Source organism: Rhodococcus sp. 14-2470-1b (genome assembly GCF_002259415.1).
In the GTDB taxonomy this organism is placed as follows: domain Bacteria; phylum Actinomycetota; class Actinomycetes; order Mycobacteriales; family Mycobacteriaceae; genus Rhodococcoides.
Genome location: NZ_NPFY01000039.1, coordinates 42,279 through 60,232, shown reverse-complemented (window position 1 = coordinate 60,232; position 17,954 = coordinate 42,279). Strand labels below are relative to the sequence as shown.

13 protein-coding genes are annotated in these 17,954 nt (G+C 60.7%); 11 read left to right on the top strand and 2 right to left on the bottom strand.

Annotated features, from left to right (window positions below; genetic code table 11):
* Nucleotides 1-128: 128 nt before the first annotated feature.
* The 11 genes from CH293_RS26560 to CH293_RS28845 all read left to right on the top strand — a co-directional run bounded on the left by CH293_RS26560 (nucleotide 129) and on the right by CH293_RS28845 (nucleotide 15,176).
* On the top strand, nucleotides 129-1,166 hold the full coding sequence (locus CH293_RS26560) for a TauD/TfdA family dioxygenase (protein WP_094721937.1): 1,038 nt from the start codon (nucleotides 129-131) through the stop codon (nucleotides 1,164-1,166).
* A complete protein-coding gene (locus tag CH293_RS26555; RefSeq protein WP_141217230.1) occupies nucleotides 1,163-1,978 on the top strand; it encodes a TauD/TfdA family dioxygenase in 816 nt (271 codons plus the stop codon). The genes CH293_RS26560 and CH293_RS26555 overlap by 4 nt, the downstream gene beginning before the upstream one ends.
* 1,019 nt (nucleotides 1,979-2,997) lie before the next feature.
* Nucleotides 2,998-3,552: a hypothetical protein gene (locus CH293_RS26550; protein ID WP_255122994.1), complete on the top strand. Its 555-nt coding sequence runs from the start codon at nucleotides 2,998-3,000 to the stop codon at nucleotides 3,550-3,552.
* 458 nt (nucleotides 3,553-4,010) lie between these two features.
* Nucleotides 4,011-5,051 (top strand): diiron oxygenase, encoded by a 1,041-nt coding sequence (locus CH293_RS26545; protein WP_094721935.1) that lies wholly within the window; start codon nucleotides 4,011-4,013, stop codon nucleotides 5,049-5,051.
* 35 nt (nucleotides 5,052-5,086) lie between these two features.
* Nucleotides 5,087-6,262: a hypothetical protein gene (locus tag CH293_RS26540; protein WP_217900794.1), complete on the top strand. Its 1,176-nt coding sequence runs from the start codon at nucleotides 5,087-5,089 to the stop codon at nucleotides 6,260-6,262.
* Complete coding sequence (locus CH293_RS26535) at nucleotides 6,241-8,970, top strand: AMP-binding protein (protein WP_094721934.1); 2,730 nt, start codon at nucleotides 6,241-6,243, stop codon at nucleotides 8,968-8,970. Before CH293_RS26540 ends, CH293_RS26535 begins: the two co-directional genes overlap by 22 nt.
* Before the next feature lie 59 nt (nucleotides 8,971-9,029).
* Complete coding sequence (locus CH293_RS26530; protein WP_094721933.1) at nucleotides 9,030-10,625, top strand: MBL fold metallo-hydrolase; 1,596 nt, start codon at nucleotides 9,030-9,032, stop codon at nucleotides 10,623-10,625.
* A gap of 59 nt (nucleotides 10,626-10,684) precedes the next feature.
* The gene (gene pabB, locus CH293_RS26525) at nucleotides 10,685-12,751 is read left to right on the top strand and encodes an aminodeoxychorismate synthase component I (RefSeq protein WP_094721932.1); all 2,067 of its coding nucleotides are present in this window, start codon (nucleotides 10,685-10,687) and stop codon (nucleotides 12,749-12,751) included.
* Nucleotides 12,748-13,659: a prephenate dehydrogenase dimerization domain-containing protein gene (locus CH293_RS26520; protein WP_094721931.1), complete on the top strand. Its 912-nt coding sequence runs from the start codon at nucleotides 12,748-12,750 to the stop codon at nucleotides 13,657-13,659. Before pabB ends, CH293_RS26520 begins: the two co-directional genes overlap by 4 nt.
* On the top strand, nucleotides 13,652-13,960 hold the full coding sequence (locus tag CH293_RS26515; RefSeq protein ID WP_094721930.1) for a chorismate mutase family protein: 309 nt from the start codon (nucleotides 13,652-13,654) through the stop codon (nucleotides 13,958-13,960). Before CH293_RS26520 ends, CH293_RS26515 begins: the two co-directional genes overlap by 8 nt.
* Entirely contained in the window at nucleotides 13,929-15,176 is a 1,248-nt protein-coding gene (locus CH293_RS28845; protein ID WP_369597573.1) for a 3-deoxy-7-phosphoheptulonate synthase, read from the top strand. Before CH293_RS26515 ends, CH293_RS28845 begins: the two co-directional genes overlap by 32 nt.
* A gap of 234 nt (nucleotides 15,177-15,410) precedes the next feature.
* Here the strand turns inward: CH293_RS28845 and CH293_RS26505 are convergent, their stop codons facing one another.
* Nucleotides 15,411-15,731 carry a response regulator transcription factor gene (locus CH293_RS26505; RefSeq protein WP_094721928.1) on the bottom strand — a complete coding sequence of 107 codons (321 nt, stop codon included), beginning with the start codon at nucleotides 15,729-15,731 and terminating at the stop codon, nucleotides 15,411-15,413.
* Between the two features lie 192 nt (nucleotides 15,732-15,923).
* The gene (locus CH293_RS26500) at nucleotides 15,924-17,099 is read right to left on the bottom strand and encodes a Cmx/CmrA family chloramphenicol efflux MFS transporter (RefSeq protein WP_094721927.1); all 1,176 of its coding nucleotides are present in this window, start codon (nucleotides 17,097-17,099) and stop codon (nucleotides 15,924-15,926) included.
* Nucleotides 17,100-17,954 lie beyond the last annotated feature (855 nt).

Sequence of the window (17,954 nt, the reverse complement as noted above, 5' to 3'; positions counted from 1 at the left end):
CACTGAACTTCCTTGCCCCGGTGGCGCACACCCGACTGGATGTGCGCCACCGGGCGAGGGACAGCGCCTCGACGCAGGACGACCAGTCACCAAATACCAACCAAGACCTGGAAGGGTTGTAGCACAACATGATCAGAGACCATGAATCCAACCGAGGACGCACCGGACGCCTTCCGGTTATCGACCTCGCGCCGTCGGCCTGGGACGAATTCCAGGGTGCTGCGCGTGCAATCGAATCCGATCCGTTCGAGAACTTCGACTCTTTCGTCAGGGAGACCGCGTCTGTTGCGTCCACGCTGCCTGCGGCGGTGATTGATGCGGTCACCGCATTCGCTGCGCACGGCAATTCGGCCGGTGCTCTCCTCATCCGCCACACTCCACCTCTCACGGAACTTCCGCCGACTCCGACCGTTGTGCGGCACCGGGCTGTGACCACCGACCGTCTCTCCGAGATCGTCATGCTGGCGGTCGGTGCCCTCGTCGGACACCCGCTTTCCTACGCGCAGGAACGCAACGGCGCATTCCTGCAGGACGTTCACCCGATTCGCAGCCAGGAACGCAAGGTCTCGAGTCAGAGTTCTGCGGTCGATCTCGGCTACCACTCCGAGATGATGTTCCACCCCACTCCACCGGACGTTTTGATGTTGTACGTCGTTCGGCATGACCATGGCCGCCAGGCGCGCACCCAGTTGTCGAGCGCTAGAGACTTTCTCGGGGATCTCACCCAAGCAACGATCGATGCACTTCACCGACCGGAGTTCATGATCGAGGTGTCGCGGTTGCACAGTCCGTACCTCGCCGCAGGACAGCCCGTTCGGGCCGTCACCGACGGACCCGCGTTCGCCGTGCTCACGGGAACCATCCAGGATCCGGTCCTGCGATTCGAGCCCGAGTTGACCAGGGCGCTGACGTCGAATGCCGAACGCGCCCTCGTCGAACTGGAGAACGCCGTACTCCGTCACCAGCGCGGTGAGGCTCTCGAACAGGGCAGTATGCTGTTAATCGACAACCGCCGCGCGGTGCACGCGCGAACGCGCTACGAGGCACGTTACGACGGCACCGACCGCTGGCTGCGCCGGATGCATCTCATCCGCCACGAAGCCGGTGACATCGTCCCGCGACCGGTCCGACTGTCCACGGATCTGAAGCAGGGGTGGTCATCATGACCAACGCCGCATTCGATGCCCTCGACGCCACCGCGCTCGGCGAACGTCTACTCCCTGTCGCACGAGAACGGTTTCTCACCCATCGAGCCGTCCGGATCAGCAACTTCGCAGCGGATGTGTCGGCGTTCATCGAGTTTGTCGAGCACTGGGGTCGTCCCCTTCGGTACTATGCTGCGAATACGATTGGGGCACATCCTGATCACGCCGCCATCCATCACGTACGTTACGAGCAGGCGGCGGCAGCGCGGGGTGAGCTGCACGCTCTGGACGGGCCGCTGAGCCTGCATTCTGCGCAGACCATGCGAGACCCCCGCCCGGCATGTTTCGCGATGCTGATGATCGATCCCGGTTGGCTCGACGGCTCGCCCGGGCAGAACGGCGAGTCCATTTTCGTGGAATGGCGCGCGGTCCTCGTCGAGCTTGTCCTGAGGTTCGGCCGCGACGGTGAATCGATGGTTCGGACCCTGAAATCGCCGATCCTCTTCCCTGATGGCACTAGAAGGTCCGTCCTCTACGACCTTCCCGATGCACAGGGTTGCTTTGATCATGGTGTGCGCATGAAATACGACCTTGTAGAAGCGTTGCGAACCGGCGATACGTCTGATCGAGAAGCCGCGCGCGCTCTTGAAGCTCTCCACGAGGTGGCCCACGACGAGGCCGTTGTTCGTCAGATCCGTTTGGGCGTAAACGAACTCGTGATCATCGACAACGATCGCTGGGCACACGGCCGCCGCAGCGTTCGGGGCGAACGACCGACGACGAACGGACGTTTGGTGAATCCGCGCGAGCTGTGGAGCGTCACTTTGGCTTAGATTTTGGCAGTCGAGCATCTCGGCCTGGATGGAGGTATTCGAGTCCATGGTACAAACCCGGTGTCAACAAGTTGGTAGTTCGGATTGCGCCTGCTGACAACTGCAGCCTTTCGGCGCGTCACGTGTGACCGTCGAGAACGTTCGGCGAGAGGCGGGGGAGGGAGGGGGTGGCCGGCCCCCTCAGATGTCCGACCGCCCCTCCCGACCGATTAGATGTACTCGCGCTCCGAATGGTTCCCAATCATCGAATGATCTCGAAGATGAACAACTGGTCTTCGTCGACGCCCAAGCCGTGGCGAGCTTTCGGCGAAACGCCAGCCTCCGGTGCGGCCGGATCCATCGGTGGCATGAGGCCGACGCCGGGTCGGCTCGGTTCGGCTCGGCAAGGTCTTGGCGAGGGAAACGAAGATAGGCCACGCGACCATCACGGGCCTTGAGTCACACCTGATACTACGAACGACGAGCGGCGATACACGCCACTGTGCGGTAGCCCAGGTCGGTTGCGCCGTCTTCATTCGAGGAGACCGATCACTTCCACTAGGCCGGACGTACGCCATGTGAATGACTGGACGTATACCGTATGAATGAACGAACATCCGCTGTCGACATTTATTCCGAAAGCATGTTCGATACCTCTCTGTTCGCATACAGCCGTCGTTGACCCCATTCGGGCGAAGTCCGGCAGCCCTGATGCTAGGCAAGGCGAACAATTCGTCAGGAAGTGAACCATTCGTTGGCCACGATAATATCGGCGACAACGTAGGTTCCGGCGATGCGGACAGAATCGCACTGTTTGTTTATCGAAACTAGCCTTTTTGTGTCACACCAAGTAAGTGAAATCCGGGCTCACTCATGACCGAACAATATTGGAATTTCCGAAATCGAAGTAAATCGCACGCTGGGCGGCGACAATCAAGAATCGCCGCGATGCCGTTCTTCTCGTTCTCGCCGGAGCGGGCCTGTCCTACAGAGCTATTGCAGGGCTTGACCGCACCGACATCATCAGAGACGGCGACAAATTGTGGATCGGCGGCCGCCACCGAATCCGCATCGCCCCCAACGACGCTACAGATTTCGAGCCGGCCACGATATGGGACCGGTGGCGGACAGTTCTGCAGTTCTCCGAGCGCTACCCCTCCACGACGCTGCTGGCAGAACATCTGCAACGCAATACTTTTCCCGATGTGTCCGGGTTGCCGGACCGTCGCGGTCCGGTCGCGGTGCCGATCGATCGGTGGGGTCACCTGCCCTTGCCGGTCACGGCGATGACCGCGGCCGAGGTCGGAGCGGTTATCGCCAGGCACCGCGCAGGCGTTTCTCCGCTGCACACCCCACGTCGCCCCGTCATCAGAACGTCCGATGGTACCGATCGGAGTGAGCCGATCGCCGCTCCGGAGCCGGCCTCTGCAGCGCTTGACTCCGGGTACTACAGCTCGGGTGTCGACGCGCGTCGCCGCGCCCACACGGCGCTGGCCGGTGTACCGGACATGGTCGACGACGTCGAGGACCGCATCGAGCAACTCCTGAAACGCACCCTCGACCTTCTCGGAAACGTCGAGACCTCCCGCGGTTAGGTCCCGGACGCCAGCCCCGATTGAACCCGGCCTGCCAGGAAAGCTCGAGGAGGTGTCGGGTACGAACCAACCTGTCGACATCAACCGAAGTTCTCCTACAGCGCCATGCCGCGCTGGCTCACCGCCACCGTCGGATCCGTCACGCTTTTGTCGATTCGCGCACACGACTGACGTTGATCCACTGCCACTGTCAGCCCTCCGCTTGTATGCCGATTGAATGATTCATCCGAGACGTAGCGCAGGTTGGCGGACAGCTCGCGCTAAGGCCATCTCTCGTCGCTTGGTCTACTGGGAGCACATGTGAAGTTGGCTCTGACCAGCAAGACTAGCGCTCGCGAAGCTATGCCAGGGCTCTCCGACTGGCAGTCGCGAACTGTAGGTAATTCTGCGGTCAGCACTTCTCTGTAGGTGCATTTTCTGACTGATAATTGCCTACCTGTCCGTGCAGTCTGGGGTTCATGAGCCACTCCAACGAAGCGGCCCGCCTACCCATACTCGACGACTCGTCACCCAGTGCCGGAACCGAACACCTGACCCACATCTCAGGACTGCCGGCATTCGATCCGACCGACCAAGTTGAAAACGCGATCATCGGCCGCCTGGCGAACAATTGGAACCGACGCGCGGCAGTCAAACGTCGAGAACCCGATCTGGACGACCTCTACGACCTGTCGAGACCGGACTTTCGCGAAGACATGATTCCTATCAGGTCACACCCGATTTGGGACACGCTGTCGGAGAATACTCAATCGCGACTGCTCAGCTGGGGGTGGGTTTCCTACAACCGCAACACCGTTCTGATCGAGCAACGTATTGTGAACCCCGCGTTCGAGAGTGTACTCGACGGTGCATTTCCCGCTCTGGGAGGACCGACACTCGACATCGCGATCGCCCAGGCAATGGTGGACGAGCAGTACCACTCGTTGATGCATATGAACGGCAGCGCTGTCACCCGTCGAAAGCGTGCGAACAGCTTCGCCGACCAGGTGCTTCCGGAATCCCACATCACACAGATTCATCGTCGTCACCGAGACGAGCAGACCGAGGGATGGCAGAAGAATCTGACGTCGCTGGCCTTCGCCACGGTCGCCGAGATCTCGATCAACGCGTATTTGGATCTGCTTGCCAACGACCAGGAGATTCAAACCATCAACTCGACCCTAGTGAAGCTGCACAACAGAGACGAGTATTGCCACGCTTCCATTGCCGACGAGATGGCCAAGCAAGTTTATGACCGTCTCACTACGGATCAGCAGCATTTCTTCCTAGAGAAGCTCATTGCCGGGATGGAAGCATTCATCGCTCCTGACTTCGAGACATGGGAATCAATCCTGGAGTTCGAGGGTGTGAAGGGGTGGGAACGGGCAGCAGCGGACGTTCGTGCCTCTCAGTCCGGGGTCCACCTCGTGCAGGACCATTCCGGGTTGCACACGCTGTTGTCGGAGATGGGAGCACTCGACGCCGTCGAGTTCGGTTGGCATTCGGTGGGCGTGAAGTAGTTCGTCGGCAAATCGTAAGTAGGAGGCGAACTTTCGTGAACGTACCTGCATTGCGTGAAGAAGCGAACGGTCTTCGCGATTTGTACAGTTTTCTGCACGATCTCGGCTTGGACGGCGACGTGAACCCGTGCTCCGGAGCGATCGGCATGGTCGATGTGGCACGGTTGTCGGATACGCGGCTGTTTCGGGTGTTCGTCGAGCGTTTGGGGTTGTGTGACGCCCTTTCCAACGTCCTCGATGTCGAGCCATCAGATGTGCGTTGCAGCCTGGCCTACGTGCCGGGCACGGTAGACGGCGGCATCGACGACATGACTGCGATTGTGTCGAGCTATCACAACGCGACACCGCTGGCGCTGGACGAAGTCGTCCACGTCGCATGCTGGCGGCACCGTTCTGGCAAGCACGCGGTGTTCGTCAAGGTGAATCACCTCATCGCAGATCTTCCCGATGTCACACACCTGGTCGAAGTATTCCGGGACTACCTGCAAGGGATGCAGGAGCCGGAGGGTGCCGATGCTGAGTCTCTCGGTGACTACTACCGCGAACACGGGGAAGCTGTCCGGCGGTACGCGGGCATTCCGCGGGCAGACGTCGCCGCGGTCGAATCCTCCCTCGGCGACGATCTGGCCCCTCGCGTCAGGGGTATCCCGACGATCTCCGCCTCGACAGGGCACTGGCTTCCAGTGCGGGAAGGGTTGCGTTTCAACGACATTCTCTGCGTAGTGAGTGATCTACTCCTCGAAACGTTCGACAGTGACTTCGTGTTGCAGTATCCGTTTTCACAACGGACGATGAACGGCTCAGCCGGTTACTTCGGTGAGATCCGTCCGTTGGTGATACGCGCGGAACATCGAGGCACGTACGACGCTGCCCATTTCCGGCAAGTACGCAGCCTCTACGAGTCGGCGGGCCGGTTCACCATGTCGGATCTGCCCACGTTCGCCGGAGGGTTCACCCGCGGACGAGTTCCGCGGATCGTCGTCTCCGACACCACCTTCATGCGCCCGAGGCCTCATCGCTGGGATTGGGTGCCGGTCCTGAGCGCGCGGACATTCGAGGACATGAAATTCCTGATCGACAGGTCCTGGCCAGGTCCACCGCTGATGCGCATGCAGTACAAGCGCAAATTCCTGCCACACGACACCGCCACCACCATGCTCGACAAGCTCGAGCAACGGATTGGAGTTCCATGCACCTCACAGAGCTACTGACAGAGATCTTTCGTCGCCACGGTGACGCTGCCGCACTCCGCACCGCAGGCCGAGTGTGGTCTTACACCGAACTAGACCGGATCACCTCTGCGCTGGCCGACTTCATCGACTCACGCTGTGAGCTTGATCGACGCGTTGTCCTCGTCGGAGATCACTCGGCCGAAGGTGTCGTGTGGGCGCTGGCGGCGATGCGAAGCCGCGCGATCTACACGCCGATGAATCCGGACTGGCCCGCGCAGCGCGTGAATGACGCACTCGCAATGTGCGATCCGGCTCTCGTGGTGTACTTCGACCGAGAAAGCGTGATCGCATCCGCATCAACGACTGCGGAACGAGTGTACGCACCCGAGGTCACTCTACCCGACGTAAACCTTGTCACGGGAAGGTCCGCGTCGCGGTATGCATACTCGATCTTCACCTCGGGTTCCACCGGGGCACCGAAGTTGGTCAACATCGGACATGACGGAATCGAAAACCTCTGCCGCTCGTTACACCGAACGCTCGAGATCGGCACCGGGGATTCGCTACTTCAGTTCTCATCGCTGTCGTTCGATGCATCGATCTCCGAGATCTTCGCCGGTCTCTACAGCGGAGCCACGGTCGTCGTGCCGCAAAAGTCTCAGGGCTCATGGCTGGGCGCGGTCTCTGCGCACCTCAACGCCGACGGATGTGACGTCCTGATGATCGCACCGTCGATCTACGCGCGGCTCGACGACGGTGCGAAGCGTCGGATCGGAAAGGTTCAGTTCTCTGCGGAGGCGCTGAAGAAAACGCAGTTCGACGAGGCGAGGAAGTACAGCACGGTCTATAACGCGTACGGCCCAACCGAGGGAACGGTGTGCTTTTCCATCGCGGCGCTGGACCAGTTCGAGGACACGATCGGTAGGCCGATCGAGGGGTTCCGGGCGTTCGTGCACCCCGAGGACTCCAACACGCTCGACACCGTCGGCGAAGGAGAGCTTGTCATTGTCGGGTCAGGGGTTGCTCTGGGCTATGAAGGTGCTCGTGAACAGGACCGTACCGTCTTCACGCGGATCGACGGCCGCCGGGCGTACAAGTCAGGGGATCGCGTCAGCATCGCCGGCGACGGCCGGCTGAGGTACCTCGGCCGTATCGACGAACAGATCAAGCGTTTCGGACATCGCGTTAACATCGTGCACGTAGAGGCGGATCTCGCAACGAAGCTCGACCATTCCGTAGCGATGGTCGCGTTCGACGACGAGTTGGTCATGGCGGCAACGACCGGACGAGGCGATGCGGGCACCCTGATGAAAGAGATCCGTGAGATGCTGCCGTTCTGGGAGGTCCCGGACCGGATAGAGATCCTCGACGAGCTGCCGTTGGCGACGAGCGGAAAACTGGACAAATCCGCGCTGCGGAAACAGCTCGAGTCGGCTGTGGTCGTCACCGCGTCGCTCGGCGACGGTGGAGCGGATCGCGCGGCTGTCGAAGAAGTTGTCAAAGATGTACTCGGAGAGAGCATCGACCCCGGCGCGTCGTTGTTCGACGCAGGCGGTAACTCGCTGGCGATGATGCGAATACAAGTCCGCCTCAGTGCAATGTACGGCGAAGACACTGTTGAAAATGCCTTCGATGCCATGGAGTACGACTTCTCCATCAACGGGTTCCTGCGCTGCATTCACGGCGGGGACGCGGAACCCCGCCAGCCAGCGGCGCAGGCGGTGTACGAGAAGGTCAACGCGCGACTGTCTACGTTGCGCACCGAGCTGGCGTACCTGAGCAGTGACGCGCGAGCGGGTACACCGAGGGTGTTGGTGACCGGGGTATCCGGCTTCGTCGGTGGTCACGTTTTCGACCAACTTCTTTCGGAACGCGGCGTTGAGGTGCTCGTCGTCAGCGCCAGCGATCCGGCGGAAAGCCTCAGACGACACGGTCGACGATTCGACCGTGTCGACGGCGAGTATCGGAGCGTGCGCGCCATCACATACGACTCTCTCGCTGCTGCGATCGAGAACGGCAGTGCCCCAGCGGTTTCAGCGGTCGTGCACTGCGGTTACGACGTCAACCACCGCCTACCCCTCGAACAGCATCTGGCGAGCAGCGTCGAGAACTGCGTGGTCGTGGCCAAGGCTGCAGCAGCAGGTGGCGCTGGGTCGTTCGTGTTCTTGTCTGCAGCGTCGGTCAGTCGGGAATTCGGTCCGTTCACGCAGGAGAACTTGGCCTCGATCGCCGACCCGTACTCGCAATCGAAGTTTGTTGCCGAAACATACGTCGACGCTCTGCGCGAGGTGGGGTGTGAGGTGCGCGTTCTTCGCACCGCCCTCATCTACGGTCACCAGGAAAGTGATCGACGATTCCTCGTCGACGATTGGTTCAGTACGGTGCTGCGTTTGTCGTTGGAGCTGCGGGTTCTTCCACGCTTCGATGGGTACATCCCGGTCTGCGATGTCCGCACGGTCGCTCGTGATGCATTGACTGCCGTGCACGGCAGTCGCGCCGGGTCCGCAGTGATCGTTCACCGCACGTACTCGCTCGACGAGGTCGAGTTGCTGGTAGGGCTCGACGACGACGCCGTCGTGCCCGTCGCAGAGTGGCTCGACCGCGTCCGTGATCATCCCGGTACTGATCACCGGCTGGTTCCGGTGCTACAAGCAGCTCTCGGGGGAAGCGGATGGCCGCATCCGGTCCCCGGTCACGACATCTTGACCGATGTGGTGGCGTTGCTGTCCGCCCCGGCTCCGGTGTGAGCGCCGCTGCTTGCTGCGCCGTGCCCTGACCTGCATCACCTGAACCGAAAGTGTTCCCTATGAACTACTCCCTGCGCTCGAACGTCGCAGTCGAGCCCGCGATCGGCGGCTGGTACGCGTGGTCGTATCTGATCCCACCCCATACGCTCGCACGTTTCATTCACAACCGCTTCATTCCGATCATCGAGTCGTACCTCGAAGACCCTCAGGTACATGCCATGGCAGTCAAGCAACCGAAGATGCACGGCGGTCCGTGGGTACATGCCTACGAGCACTACGACCAGATCAAGAGCTGGTACGAGTCTGTGCGTGGTCGTTACGACAAGCCGCTCGAATTGTTCGAGGCGATAAAGCAACTGGAGGAAAAGATCCTCCCCAGCTACACCGGAGAAAGTCTCGACTCGGTGTATCAACAGCTTCCGCTCGCGTTGGAGGGGCGGATCGAGGTGTTCTACGGACGAGACAACCGGACGCCGGACTATCGATTCATCGAACCGCTGATGTATGCATCGGACTACTACGACAAATCACTGCAACAGGTGCGATTCAGAGAGATCACCGAGGATGCACGCGAATTTGCGCTCACCACACCCATTCTCGAATACACAGACCGTGAGCTGATTGTCGACGTCCCCCTCGATTCGCCGCTGCTCGACACGTTGTTTCGTGGCGGTCTTTCGGAGAGAGATCTGACCGATCTCGAACAGCACCTCTCGATACCGGCCGAGCGTTCGACACTGTTCCGCAGCTACTTCGAGGCCGTGCCGACTGGGAAGAACGAATCTAAAACCAGCGAAACCGGCGGCGACCGTATGGAATATGTCGGGCATGCGTCTGTGTACGCCCAGTACGAAGGAACGACATTCTTGGTCGATCCGGTGCTGAGCTACGGCGGCTACGAGGGGGCGGCAGAAGGGAAGTTCTCCTACGACGACCTGCCCGCCTCGCTCGACTATGTCTTGATCACACACAATCACACCGACCACATGTTGTTGGAGACGTTACTTCGCATTCGACACAAGGTGGGAACGGTCCTCGTGCCCAAGTCATCGACGTCGAGCATGGTCGATCCCGGTTTGGCCAGGATCATTCGACACCTCGGATTCGTAGATGTGGTCGAACTCGACGACATGGACACCCGCGCATGCGGATCCGCTCAAGTGACCGCCTTGCCGTTCCTCGGAGAACACGGTGATCTGCAGATCAGGACGAAGGCGGGTTGGCATCTGCGTTTCGGCGAGAAGTCTGCCCTGTTCGCTGCCGATTCGACGAACATCTCGCCGACGATGTACGCGAAGGTCGCCGAGTTGATCGGTCGCGTGAACACGGTGTTCATAGGTATGGAGAGCATCGGTGCGGCGGCGAGTTGGATCTACGGGCCGCTGTTCAGTACACCGCTGGCGCGGCGCTCGGACCAGAGCCGTCGCCTGAACGGATCGAACTTCGACCAAGGCCGCGACATTGTCGACGCGCTCGATCCGGACGAGGTCTACACCTATGCAATGGGTTTGGAATCGTGGATGGGAAATTTGATGGCCATCGACTACGACGAGAGCCACCCGGCGATCATCGATAGCAACGCACTCACCGACTACGCACTCAGCAAGGGCCGCACCTCGAAGCGTCTCTTCATCAGAGAAACACTTCCACTTTGACGGCCACCGCCGCCGGACCCCAGAACCCGACCGATCCGACGACGAGGTGCACGCCGACAATGCGCATACTTCTGATCGACAACTACGACTCGTTCACCTACAACCTGTATCAGTACATTGGCGAGGTCAACGGGGCGCCACCGACGGTAGTCCCCAACGATGCCGATTGGGCCGAGATCGGCATCGAGCAGTTCGATGCCATCATCATCTCGCCCGGACCCGGGCGACCGGACCGGCAGCGTGACTTCGGCATCAGCCGACACGCCATCGTCGACAGCGGACTGCCGGTCCTGGGCGTGTGCCTCGGGCATCAGGGGATCGCGCATCTGTTCGGAGGACGGGTCGGCCTCGCCCCCGAGCCGATACACGGACGCGTCTCACACATCGAGCACCGAGGGACCGACCTGTTCGAGGGAATGCCCTCACCACTCGCCGTTGTCCGCTACCATTCGCTGGCTGTGACCGAACTGCCGCCAGAGTTGGAAGCAACGGCCTGGAGCTCAGACGGAGTGTTGATGGGCCTGCGGCACCGAACCCAACCGATCTGGGGTGTGCAGTTCCACCCCGAGTCGATCGAAAGTGACCTCGGCCGTGAGCTACTGACCAATTTCTTCACCCTCGCCAGGGGGGTCCGGGAGAATTTGCGCCCCGCACCCACACATTACGAAATCCATCACCGTCGCCTCGACGGCCTGGCTGACAGTGAACTGATCTATCAGGAACTCAGCCAAGGAAAGAGCACCGCATTCTGGCTCGACAGCAGCGCAGTCATCGACGGAACATCGAGGTTCTCGTTCCTCGGCAACACCGACGGTCCGCTGGCCGAATATCTCACCCACGACGTCAGCACCACCACGGTCTCCGTCCGCACCGCTGACGGTCGGACCACCGCAGTGCAGTCCACGTTCTTCGACTACCTGGAATCACAACTGGAACAACGCAGAATCCCGGTCCCCGACGGTCTCCCTTTCGAATTCAACCTTGGATACGTCGGATACCTGGGGTACGAATTGAAGTCCGAGACGATCGGCGAGGACGCGCACTCGGCGGAAACCCCCGATGCTGCCATGATCTTCGCGGACCGCATGATCGTGCTCGACCACCTCGATCGCTGCACGTATTTCCTCGCATTGAGTCGTGACGGACAGATTTTTCCTGCGAACGACTGGCTCGACGAGATGACCGCACAGTTGGCCAGCTTCGCCACAGACGTCGGCGACCGAACCCCGACGCCGCTCTCCGCGGGTGACCCCGACGTTCACAGCTTCGGGCTCGACGTAGAGCTCCGACATGACAAACAGGTCTACCTCGATCGCATCGCCCAGTGTCTGGACGAGATCTCGCAGGGCGAGTCGTACGAAATCTGCATGACCAACATGCTCAGCGCACCCACAGACGCCGATCCGTTCGCGGTCTACCGCACACTCCGCAGCATCAGCCCCGTCCCCTACGGGGCGCTCCTCGAACTGCCGGAACTGTCGGTCCTGAGCGCCTCCCCCGAGCGCTTCTTGAGCATCACTGCCGCCGGATCCGTGGAATCGAAACCCATCAAAGGCACCAGGCCGCGGGGGAGGACCGCCACCGAAGACCGTGCGCTACGCGAGGATCTTCTCACGCACGCGAAGGATCGCGCCGAGAACCTGATGATCGTGGATCTGCTGCGCAACGATCTCAACCAGGTGTGCGACATCGGATCCGTGCACGTGCCCCGGCTGTTCGACGTGGAAACCTACGCCCCTGTCCACCAACTCGTCTCTACCGTGCGAGGGACCTTGCGCCGTGAGCTGTCCGCAGTCGACTGCGTCCGGGCGGCATTCCCCGGAGGATCGATGACCGGCGCCCCGAAGCAGCGAACGATGGAGATCATCGACAGGCTCGAGGACGGACCCCGTGGGGTGTACTCGGGTGGGCTCGGATGGTTCTCTCTCGCCGGCGCGGTCGATCTGAACATCGTGATCCGCACGCTTGTCATGACGGCTGGTCGTGCGAGTTTCGGGGTCGGTGGCGCTATCGTGTCGATGTCGGATCCGCAGGATGAGTTCACTGAAACACAGGTCAAGGCTCGGGCCTTGCTCACCGCACTGAGCAGTGCCGCGATATCCGACTACATCGCCGACGCTGTATGAACGTCCCCGAACGATACGTCGTGGTCGGTGGAGCGGGGGCGGTCGGGGCGATGGTCGCTGGGTTGGCACGCAGCGGGGGCATGGACGTACTGGTTGTCGACTCCAGCGATGCCGTCGATGGCCTCCGCGCCGACATCACCGCACCCAGCGATGAATTGAGGGAGGTCCTCGAATCCGCCGACGTGGTCGTTCTCGCGGTGCCGGAGGACATCGCCGTTGCCGCGCTGCCGGTGATCACCTTCATCCTCCGCCCGGGAGCGTTGCTGGCCGAGACGCTGTCGGTGAAAACTGTTCTCATTCCACATCTTCGAGAGCATCCCGACATCGAAATTATTGGTATCAACCCGCTGTTTGCTCCATCTCTCGACCTCCGTGGCCGCTCGATTGCAGTGGTCGAGAAGAGGTCCGGTCCACGGTCTGCGCGGTTACTGCATCTCCTGACCGAGCGCGGTGCGAGATTGCTGTTCACCACGGCCGAGGAACACGATCGCGCTACCGCGACCACGCAAGTGCTGACGCATGCAGCGGTGTTGAGTTACGGCGTTGCTCTCGCTCGCAGCGGGTGCGAGATGACAACGCTGAGCGACTTCGCCACCCCGCCGTCGACGATGCTCACTGCGATGCTGGCGCGCATGATGGAAAATAGTCCAGAAGTTTACTGGGACATTCAATTCCGCAACCCCCATGCTGAGCGTGTGCGGGCCGAACTGGCGCAGAGCCTGCGGAGAATCGCCGATGCCGTCGAGTCCGAGGACCGAGCCCAGTTCGCTGAGTACTTGGCTACGGCCGAAACGATGTACGGAGGCTACCTGGAGCGGTACCAGCGGATCTGTGCCGACGCATTCACCCACCTGACCGATGAGTCCGAAACCCATTCGATGACAACGGAAGTGACTGCCGATGACTGACCACACGATGCCTCCAGACGGACTCGAACTGCTGCGCAGCGAGCTGGACGATATTGACGTGACGTTGCTCGATACCCTGCGTCGGCGACTTGAGTGCTGCATTCGTATCGCACGCCACAAGGCCGAACATGACATCGCGATGATGCAGCCGGGTCGTGTCGGCCTTGTGAAGGACCGCGCCGCGCAGTACGGCCGAGAAAACGGCATCGATCCCGACTTTCTTGTAGCCCTCTACGGCGTCATCATCGCCGAAACGTGCAGGGTCGAAGATGTGGAGATCGCCGATGCGACCGCTCACTGACCGCTCTGATTCCCTCGGGTCCGACGCCGACACGGACCAAACGGGATTACGAGCCACGAGCGCTACCGAGCACCGGAGCGTTGTCGCTCAGCAACCGCAATGGCCTGACGTTCAGGCTGTAGCTCTGGTCGAGGACCACCTTGCCGGCCTGGCTCCCTTGACCGCCGAGCATGAAGTCGACGCGCTTGCCAGTGGTTTGGCCCTGGCATCAGAGGGTCGTGCACTGGTACTTCAGGCGGGAGATTGCGCGGAACAATTCGTTGACGCGCGCCGCGACCTCGTTCGGCGCAAGATCGATCATCTGGACAGTCTCAGCGCTTCGATGCGCGTAAGTACCGATCTACCGGTTGTGACGATCGGACGTTTGGCCGGTCAATACGGCAAACCGCGCTCATCCTCGACCGAGATGACTCGGTCCGGAGAATTGATCGCCTCGTATCGAGGTGACGCAGTCAATTCATTCGAGCCAAATGCTGACACTCGGGTGCCGGACCACCCTATGCGGCTGTTGACCGCATATCGGTGCGCATCGTCCATACTGGACGAAATCAGACGCTCATGGTCGGACAGGCATCCGCTCGAACGTGTGTACGCGTCGCACGAGATGCTGTTGATGCCGTACGAATGCCCGCTTGTCAGAGACGGCAGCCGCGGTATGTACGCTGCGTCCACACATTTCGGATGGATCGGTGAGCGGACCCGCGGACTCAGCGGTGCCCACCTTGAATTCGCTCGTTCCGTGACAAACCCTGTCGGAGTCAAACTTGGCCCCAATGCCACTCCCGAAGATGCTGTGGCAATCAGCCGACGTCTCAATCCCGACGGCATTGCCGGTCGTCTGACGTTCATCGTGCGCGCCGGCATCGGAAACGTCGACGACATGCTTGCTCCAGTCGTCGACGCCATCGCAGCGGACGGGCGTCCCGTGGTGTGGCTTTGCGACCCGATGCACGGCAACGGATACGTCCACGACGGGTTCAAGACTCGCGCGGTGACCTCGATCATCGGAGAGGTCACCGCATTCACGCGAGTGCTGCAGGCTGCGAGGCAATGGCCCGCAGGTCTGCACCTGGAATCAACCCCTGACTCTGTCACTGAATGCGTGCCGAGAACGGATGGCCCGCACAGCTTTACCGACTACCGTTCAAGCTGTGATCCAAGGTTGAACGCCGAGCAATCAGCGGAAGTGGTCGCACAATTTCTCGCGTTGCTGTGAATGCCTCGCCACGATTTACGAGGCCATTGCGCGCGAAAAACCGGATGAGTTTGGTCCACAGCTGATTTCCTACTTCAAGTTTGATCCGCGGATGGCCCGATCCAGGCCGCAGCGGTCGAGTCCGTCCGACCGCTGCGGCGACATCCCTTCCCGGCCCGCCTGAAGTGGGTGTCTCGCTCCGGATAGCGGAACCTCCCGTTCCAGATCAAATGTCCGGAGACATTCTGTGGAGAGTTAGCTGGCCGCAGGGTGCTTACTAGCCATCCACCTCGCCACAACACCCGCTCGATTCCGCACGCCGTACCGGTCGAAGATTCTTTGAATGTGCGTCTCAACGGTTTTCGGCGACATTCCGAGTGCGCGCGCCACTTCCTTGCCCGAGTAGCCCTCCGCGACCAGCTCGATGATCTGCTCCTGACGCCTGCTCAATTGCATGACCGTCGCTTCTGCTGACGCGACAGTCAGCCGCCTGGGTAAGGATCTTCGCTGTGTGTCGTCGACGAGCGTGGGTGCAAGGATGGGCGGAGTGCTGTTCGATTCATCGAATGCAGTCATGTTCAATTTCTCCAAAAGTCCTGTGAGAGCGTCTCGCTCCGGAAAATCTGCCTGAGAATTCGCGGCAACTTCTTACGAAATACCGAGTGGTGAGGACGCCTATGCGCGCCTTCGCGCTGACGGCGAATCGGACGTGCGACGACTGCTCAGAACGACATATGCCGCTATCGCACGCACGATTCGTCGTGGTGGTCAGGCGGGAACGGTATCCAGCGCTGGACGTGGTTCCCTCCAGCGCGTCCACGTCGCTGCACCGATCACGATCGCAAGTGCCACCAGCGCTGCGCTCGTCCACAGTGGTGCGCGGTAACCCATTCCGATACCGATGGCCACACCGCCGAGGGCCGGCCCCAGTGCGGCCCCGACGTTGAATGCGGCGGTGGCAAAGGATCCCCCCAAAGTCGGGGCACCATCGGCGACGTAAAGCACTCGTGAGATCAACGTCGATCCCACCGCGAACGAGAGCGTTCCTTGCACGAACAGCATCACCAGGGTCACTACCGGATGAGAGGCGGTGAGAGCGAAAATGATCCATCCCACCAGGAGAGCTGCGGAACCCGTCACCAACAGTTGAAATGGACGCGTATCAGCGAGTCGACCACCGACGCTGACGCCGATGAACGACCCCAGTCCAAACAGTCCGAGAAGCAAGGGGATCCAGCGCGAGTCGAATCCAGAGACGTCGGTGAGGGTCGGTGCCAGGTAGGTGAAGGAACAGAAGGTGGCACCGTTGATGAGCGCGCCTAGCACCAAGATCAGTTGGAGTTTGCGTTGACGTAGCGAGGACAGTTCACGCGTCGCGTTCGGAACAAAGTCGGTAGGGGCATCGGCGGGGGTTGATGCCATGATTGCCGCCACTGCAGGTGCGGAGATCACCACTACCGCCCAGAACGAGGCGCGCCATCCCCACAATTCGCCCAATAGCGCTCCACCCGGAACCCCGACTACGCAGGCGATGGTCACCCCGCCCAGTAGAACTGAGGTCGCTCGTCCCTTCATATCGGCAGGAACCATCGACATGGCTGCGCCCAGCGCCACAGCCAGGAAACCGGCGTTGGCCAGTGCTCCTACGATCCGGGTGACCAGCAAAACACCGAAACTGTCGGTGAGTGCGCCGATGACATGCACAACCATAAAAGTGATGAGGAAGGTCAAGAGGGCTCGTCGACGTTGCCACCGCATACTGACAATTGCCATCAACGGGGCACCGATGATCATGCCGATTGCGAATGCCGAAGTGAGAAGTCCTGCAGTGGGGACAGAAACCTGTAGATCTTGAGCCATATCCGGTATGAGTCCGGACAGCATGAATTCCGATGTGCCCTGGGCGAATACAGCAATACCCAGGACATAGATGGCGAATGGCACTGTGAGACTCCGTGTGTCTGAGAAAGGTCAAGGGAGGCTGCGGGATCGTTCGCATCGTCGGATTCAGGAGCGAAGCAAATCGATCTCGGAGCAGGTGACCTGACAGCGCCACAGTGAATGAATGTGAGCCGCCAAGGCCAGACTTAAGCTTAGGAGGGCAGAGGGTGCCACGAATCGCGCACTGCAAATCAAGCCGTGGAGAGAACGGCATCGAGCGCGACATGCGTGGCCACCGGCTACTGCCGGCGGCTAGAGTCTGGAAGCCTTGGGGCTGGACATGTCATCGAAGTTAGCAATGTCGGATGTGATTGTCCAACCGATTCGAGGCGTCGCGCACCCCAGACGGCATGAAGCGACGTTCACAAAATCGGTCCGTACACCGCACAATATTACCGAAAAGTGCTGCACAATAACAGATTTCACGGATAGAGCGCATTGTTCCACCGGAGTACGCAGTGGACTTTGAGTCGCTCGATGGAGTCATACCGTCACGCGATAAGCGCGAACGATGTGCAGAGCACCCAGCGAAGGCACAGTTCCGTGTCGTAGAGCGCTCCTACAGAGCTATTGCATGGACTCGACCGCTGCTCGAGGTGGCTACGGGCCACCGAAGCAGAAAAACGCTATCTGGTGCCATCGCACGGAGCGGAACCGATACTCCGCGGACGGCAACCCTCGCCGAGGCCCTCGGATCGAACCCGCAATCGATGGCACCGCACCGGGACTCCTGCATACGCAAAGGACTCATCTGGTCTCCCTCCCGCGGCCTGGTTGCCTTCACAGTCCCCGGAATGGCTGACTTCATCCGCCGTCAACCCAACGCACCGGTCATCTGATCTCGACAGCCAACGGCGA

Bases quoted from the DNA above. Each gene is read 5' to 3' on its own strand.
- CH293_RS26560 (WP_094721937.1), top strand. From the start codon at position 129: ATGATCAGAGACCATGAATCCAACCGAGGACGCACCGGACGCCTTCCG.
- CH293_RS26555 (WP_141217230.1), top strand. From the start codon at position 1,163: ATGACCAACGCCGCATTCGATGCCCTCGACGCCACCGCGCTCGGCGAA.
- CH293_RS26545 (WP_094721935.1), top strand. From the start codon at position 4,011: ATGAGCCACTCCAACGAAGCGGCCCGCCTACCCATACTCGACGACTCG.
- CH293_RS26535 (WP_094721934.1), top strand. From the start codon at position 6,241: ATGCACCTCACAGAGCTACTGACAGAGATCTTTCGTCGCCACGGTGAC.
- CH293_RS26530 (WP_094721933.1), top strand. From the start codon at position 9,030: ATGAACTACTCCCTGCGCTCGAACGTCGCAGTCGAGCCCGCGATCGGC.
- pabB (WP_094721932.1), top strand. From the start codon at position 10,685: ATGCGCATACTTCTGATCGACAACTACGACTCGTTCACCTACAACCTG.
- CH293_RS26520 (WP_094721931.1), top strand. From the start codon at position 12,748: ATGAACGTCCCCGAACGATACGTCGTGGTCGGTGGAGCGGGGGCGGTC.
- CH293_RS26515 (WP_094721930.1), top strand. From the start codon at position 13,652: ATGACTGACCACACGATGCCTCCAGACGGACTCGAACTGCTGCGCAGC.
- CH293_RS28845 (WP_369597573.1), top strand. From the start codon at position 13,929: ATGTGGAGATCGCCGATGCGACCGCTCACTGACCGCTCTGATTCCCTC.
- CH293_RS26505 (WP_094721928.1), bottom strand. From the start codon at position 15,731: ATGACTGCATTCGATGAATCGAACAGCACTCCGCCCATCCTTGCACCC.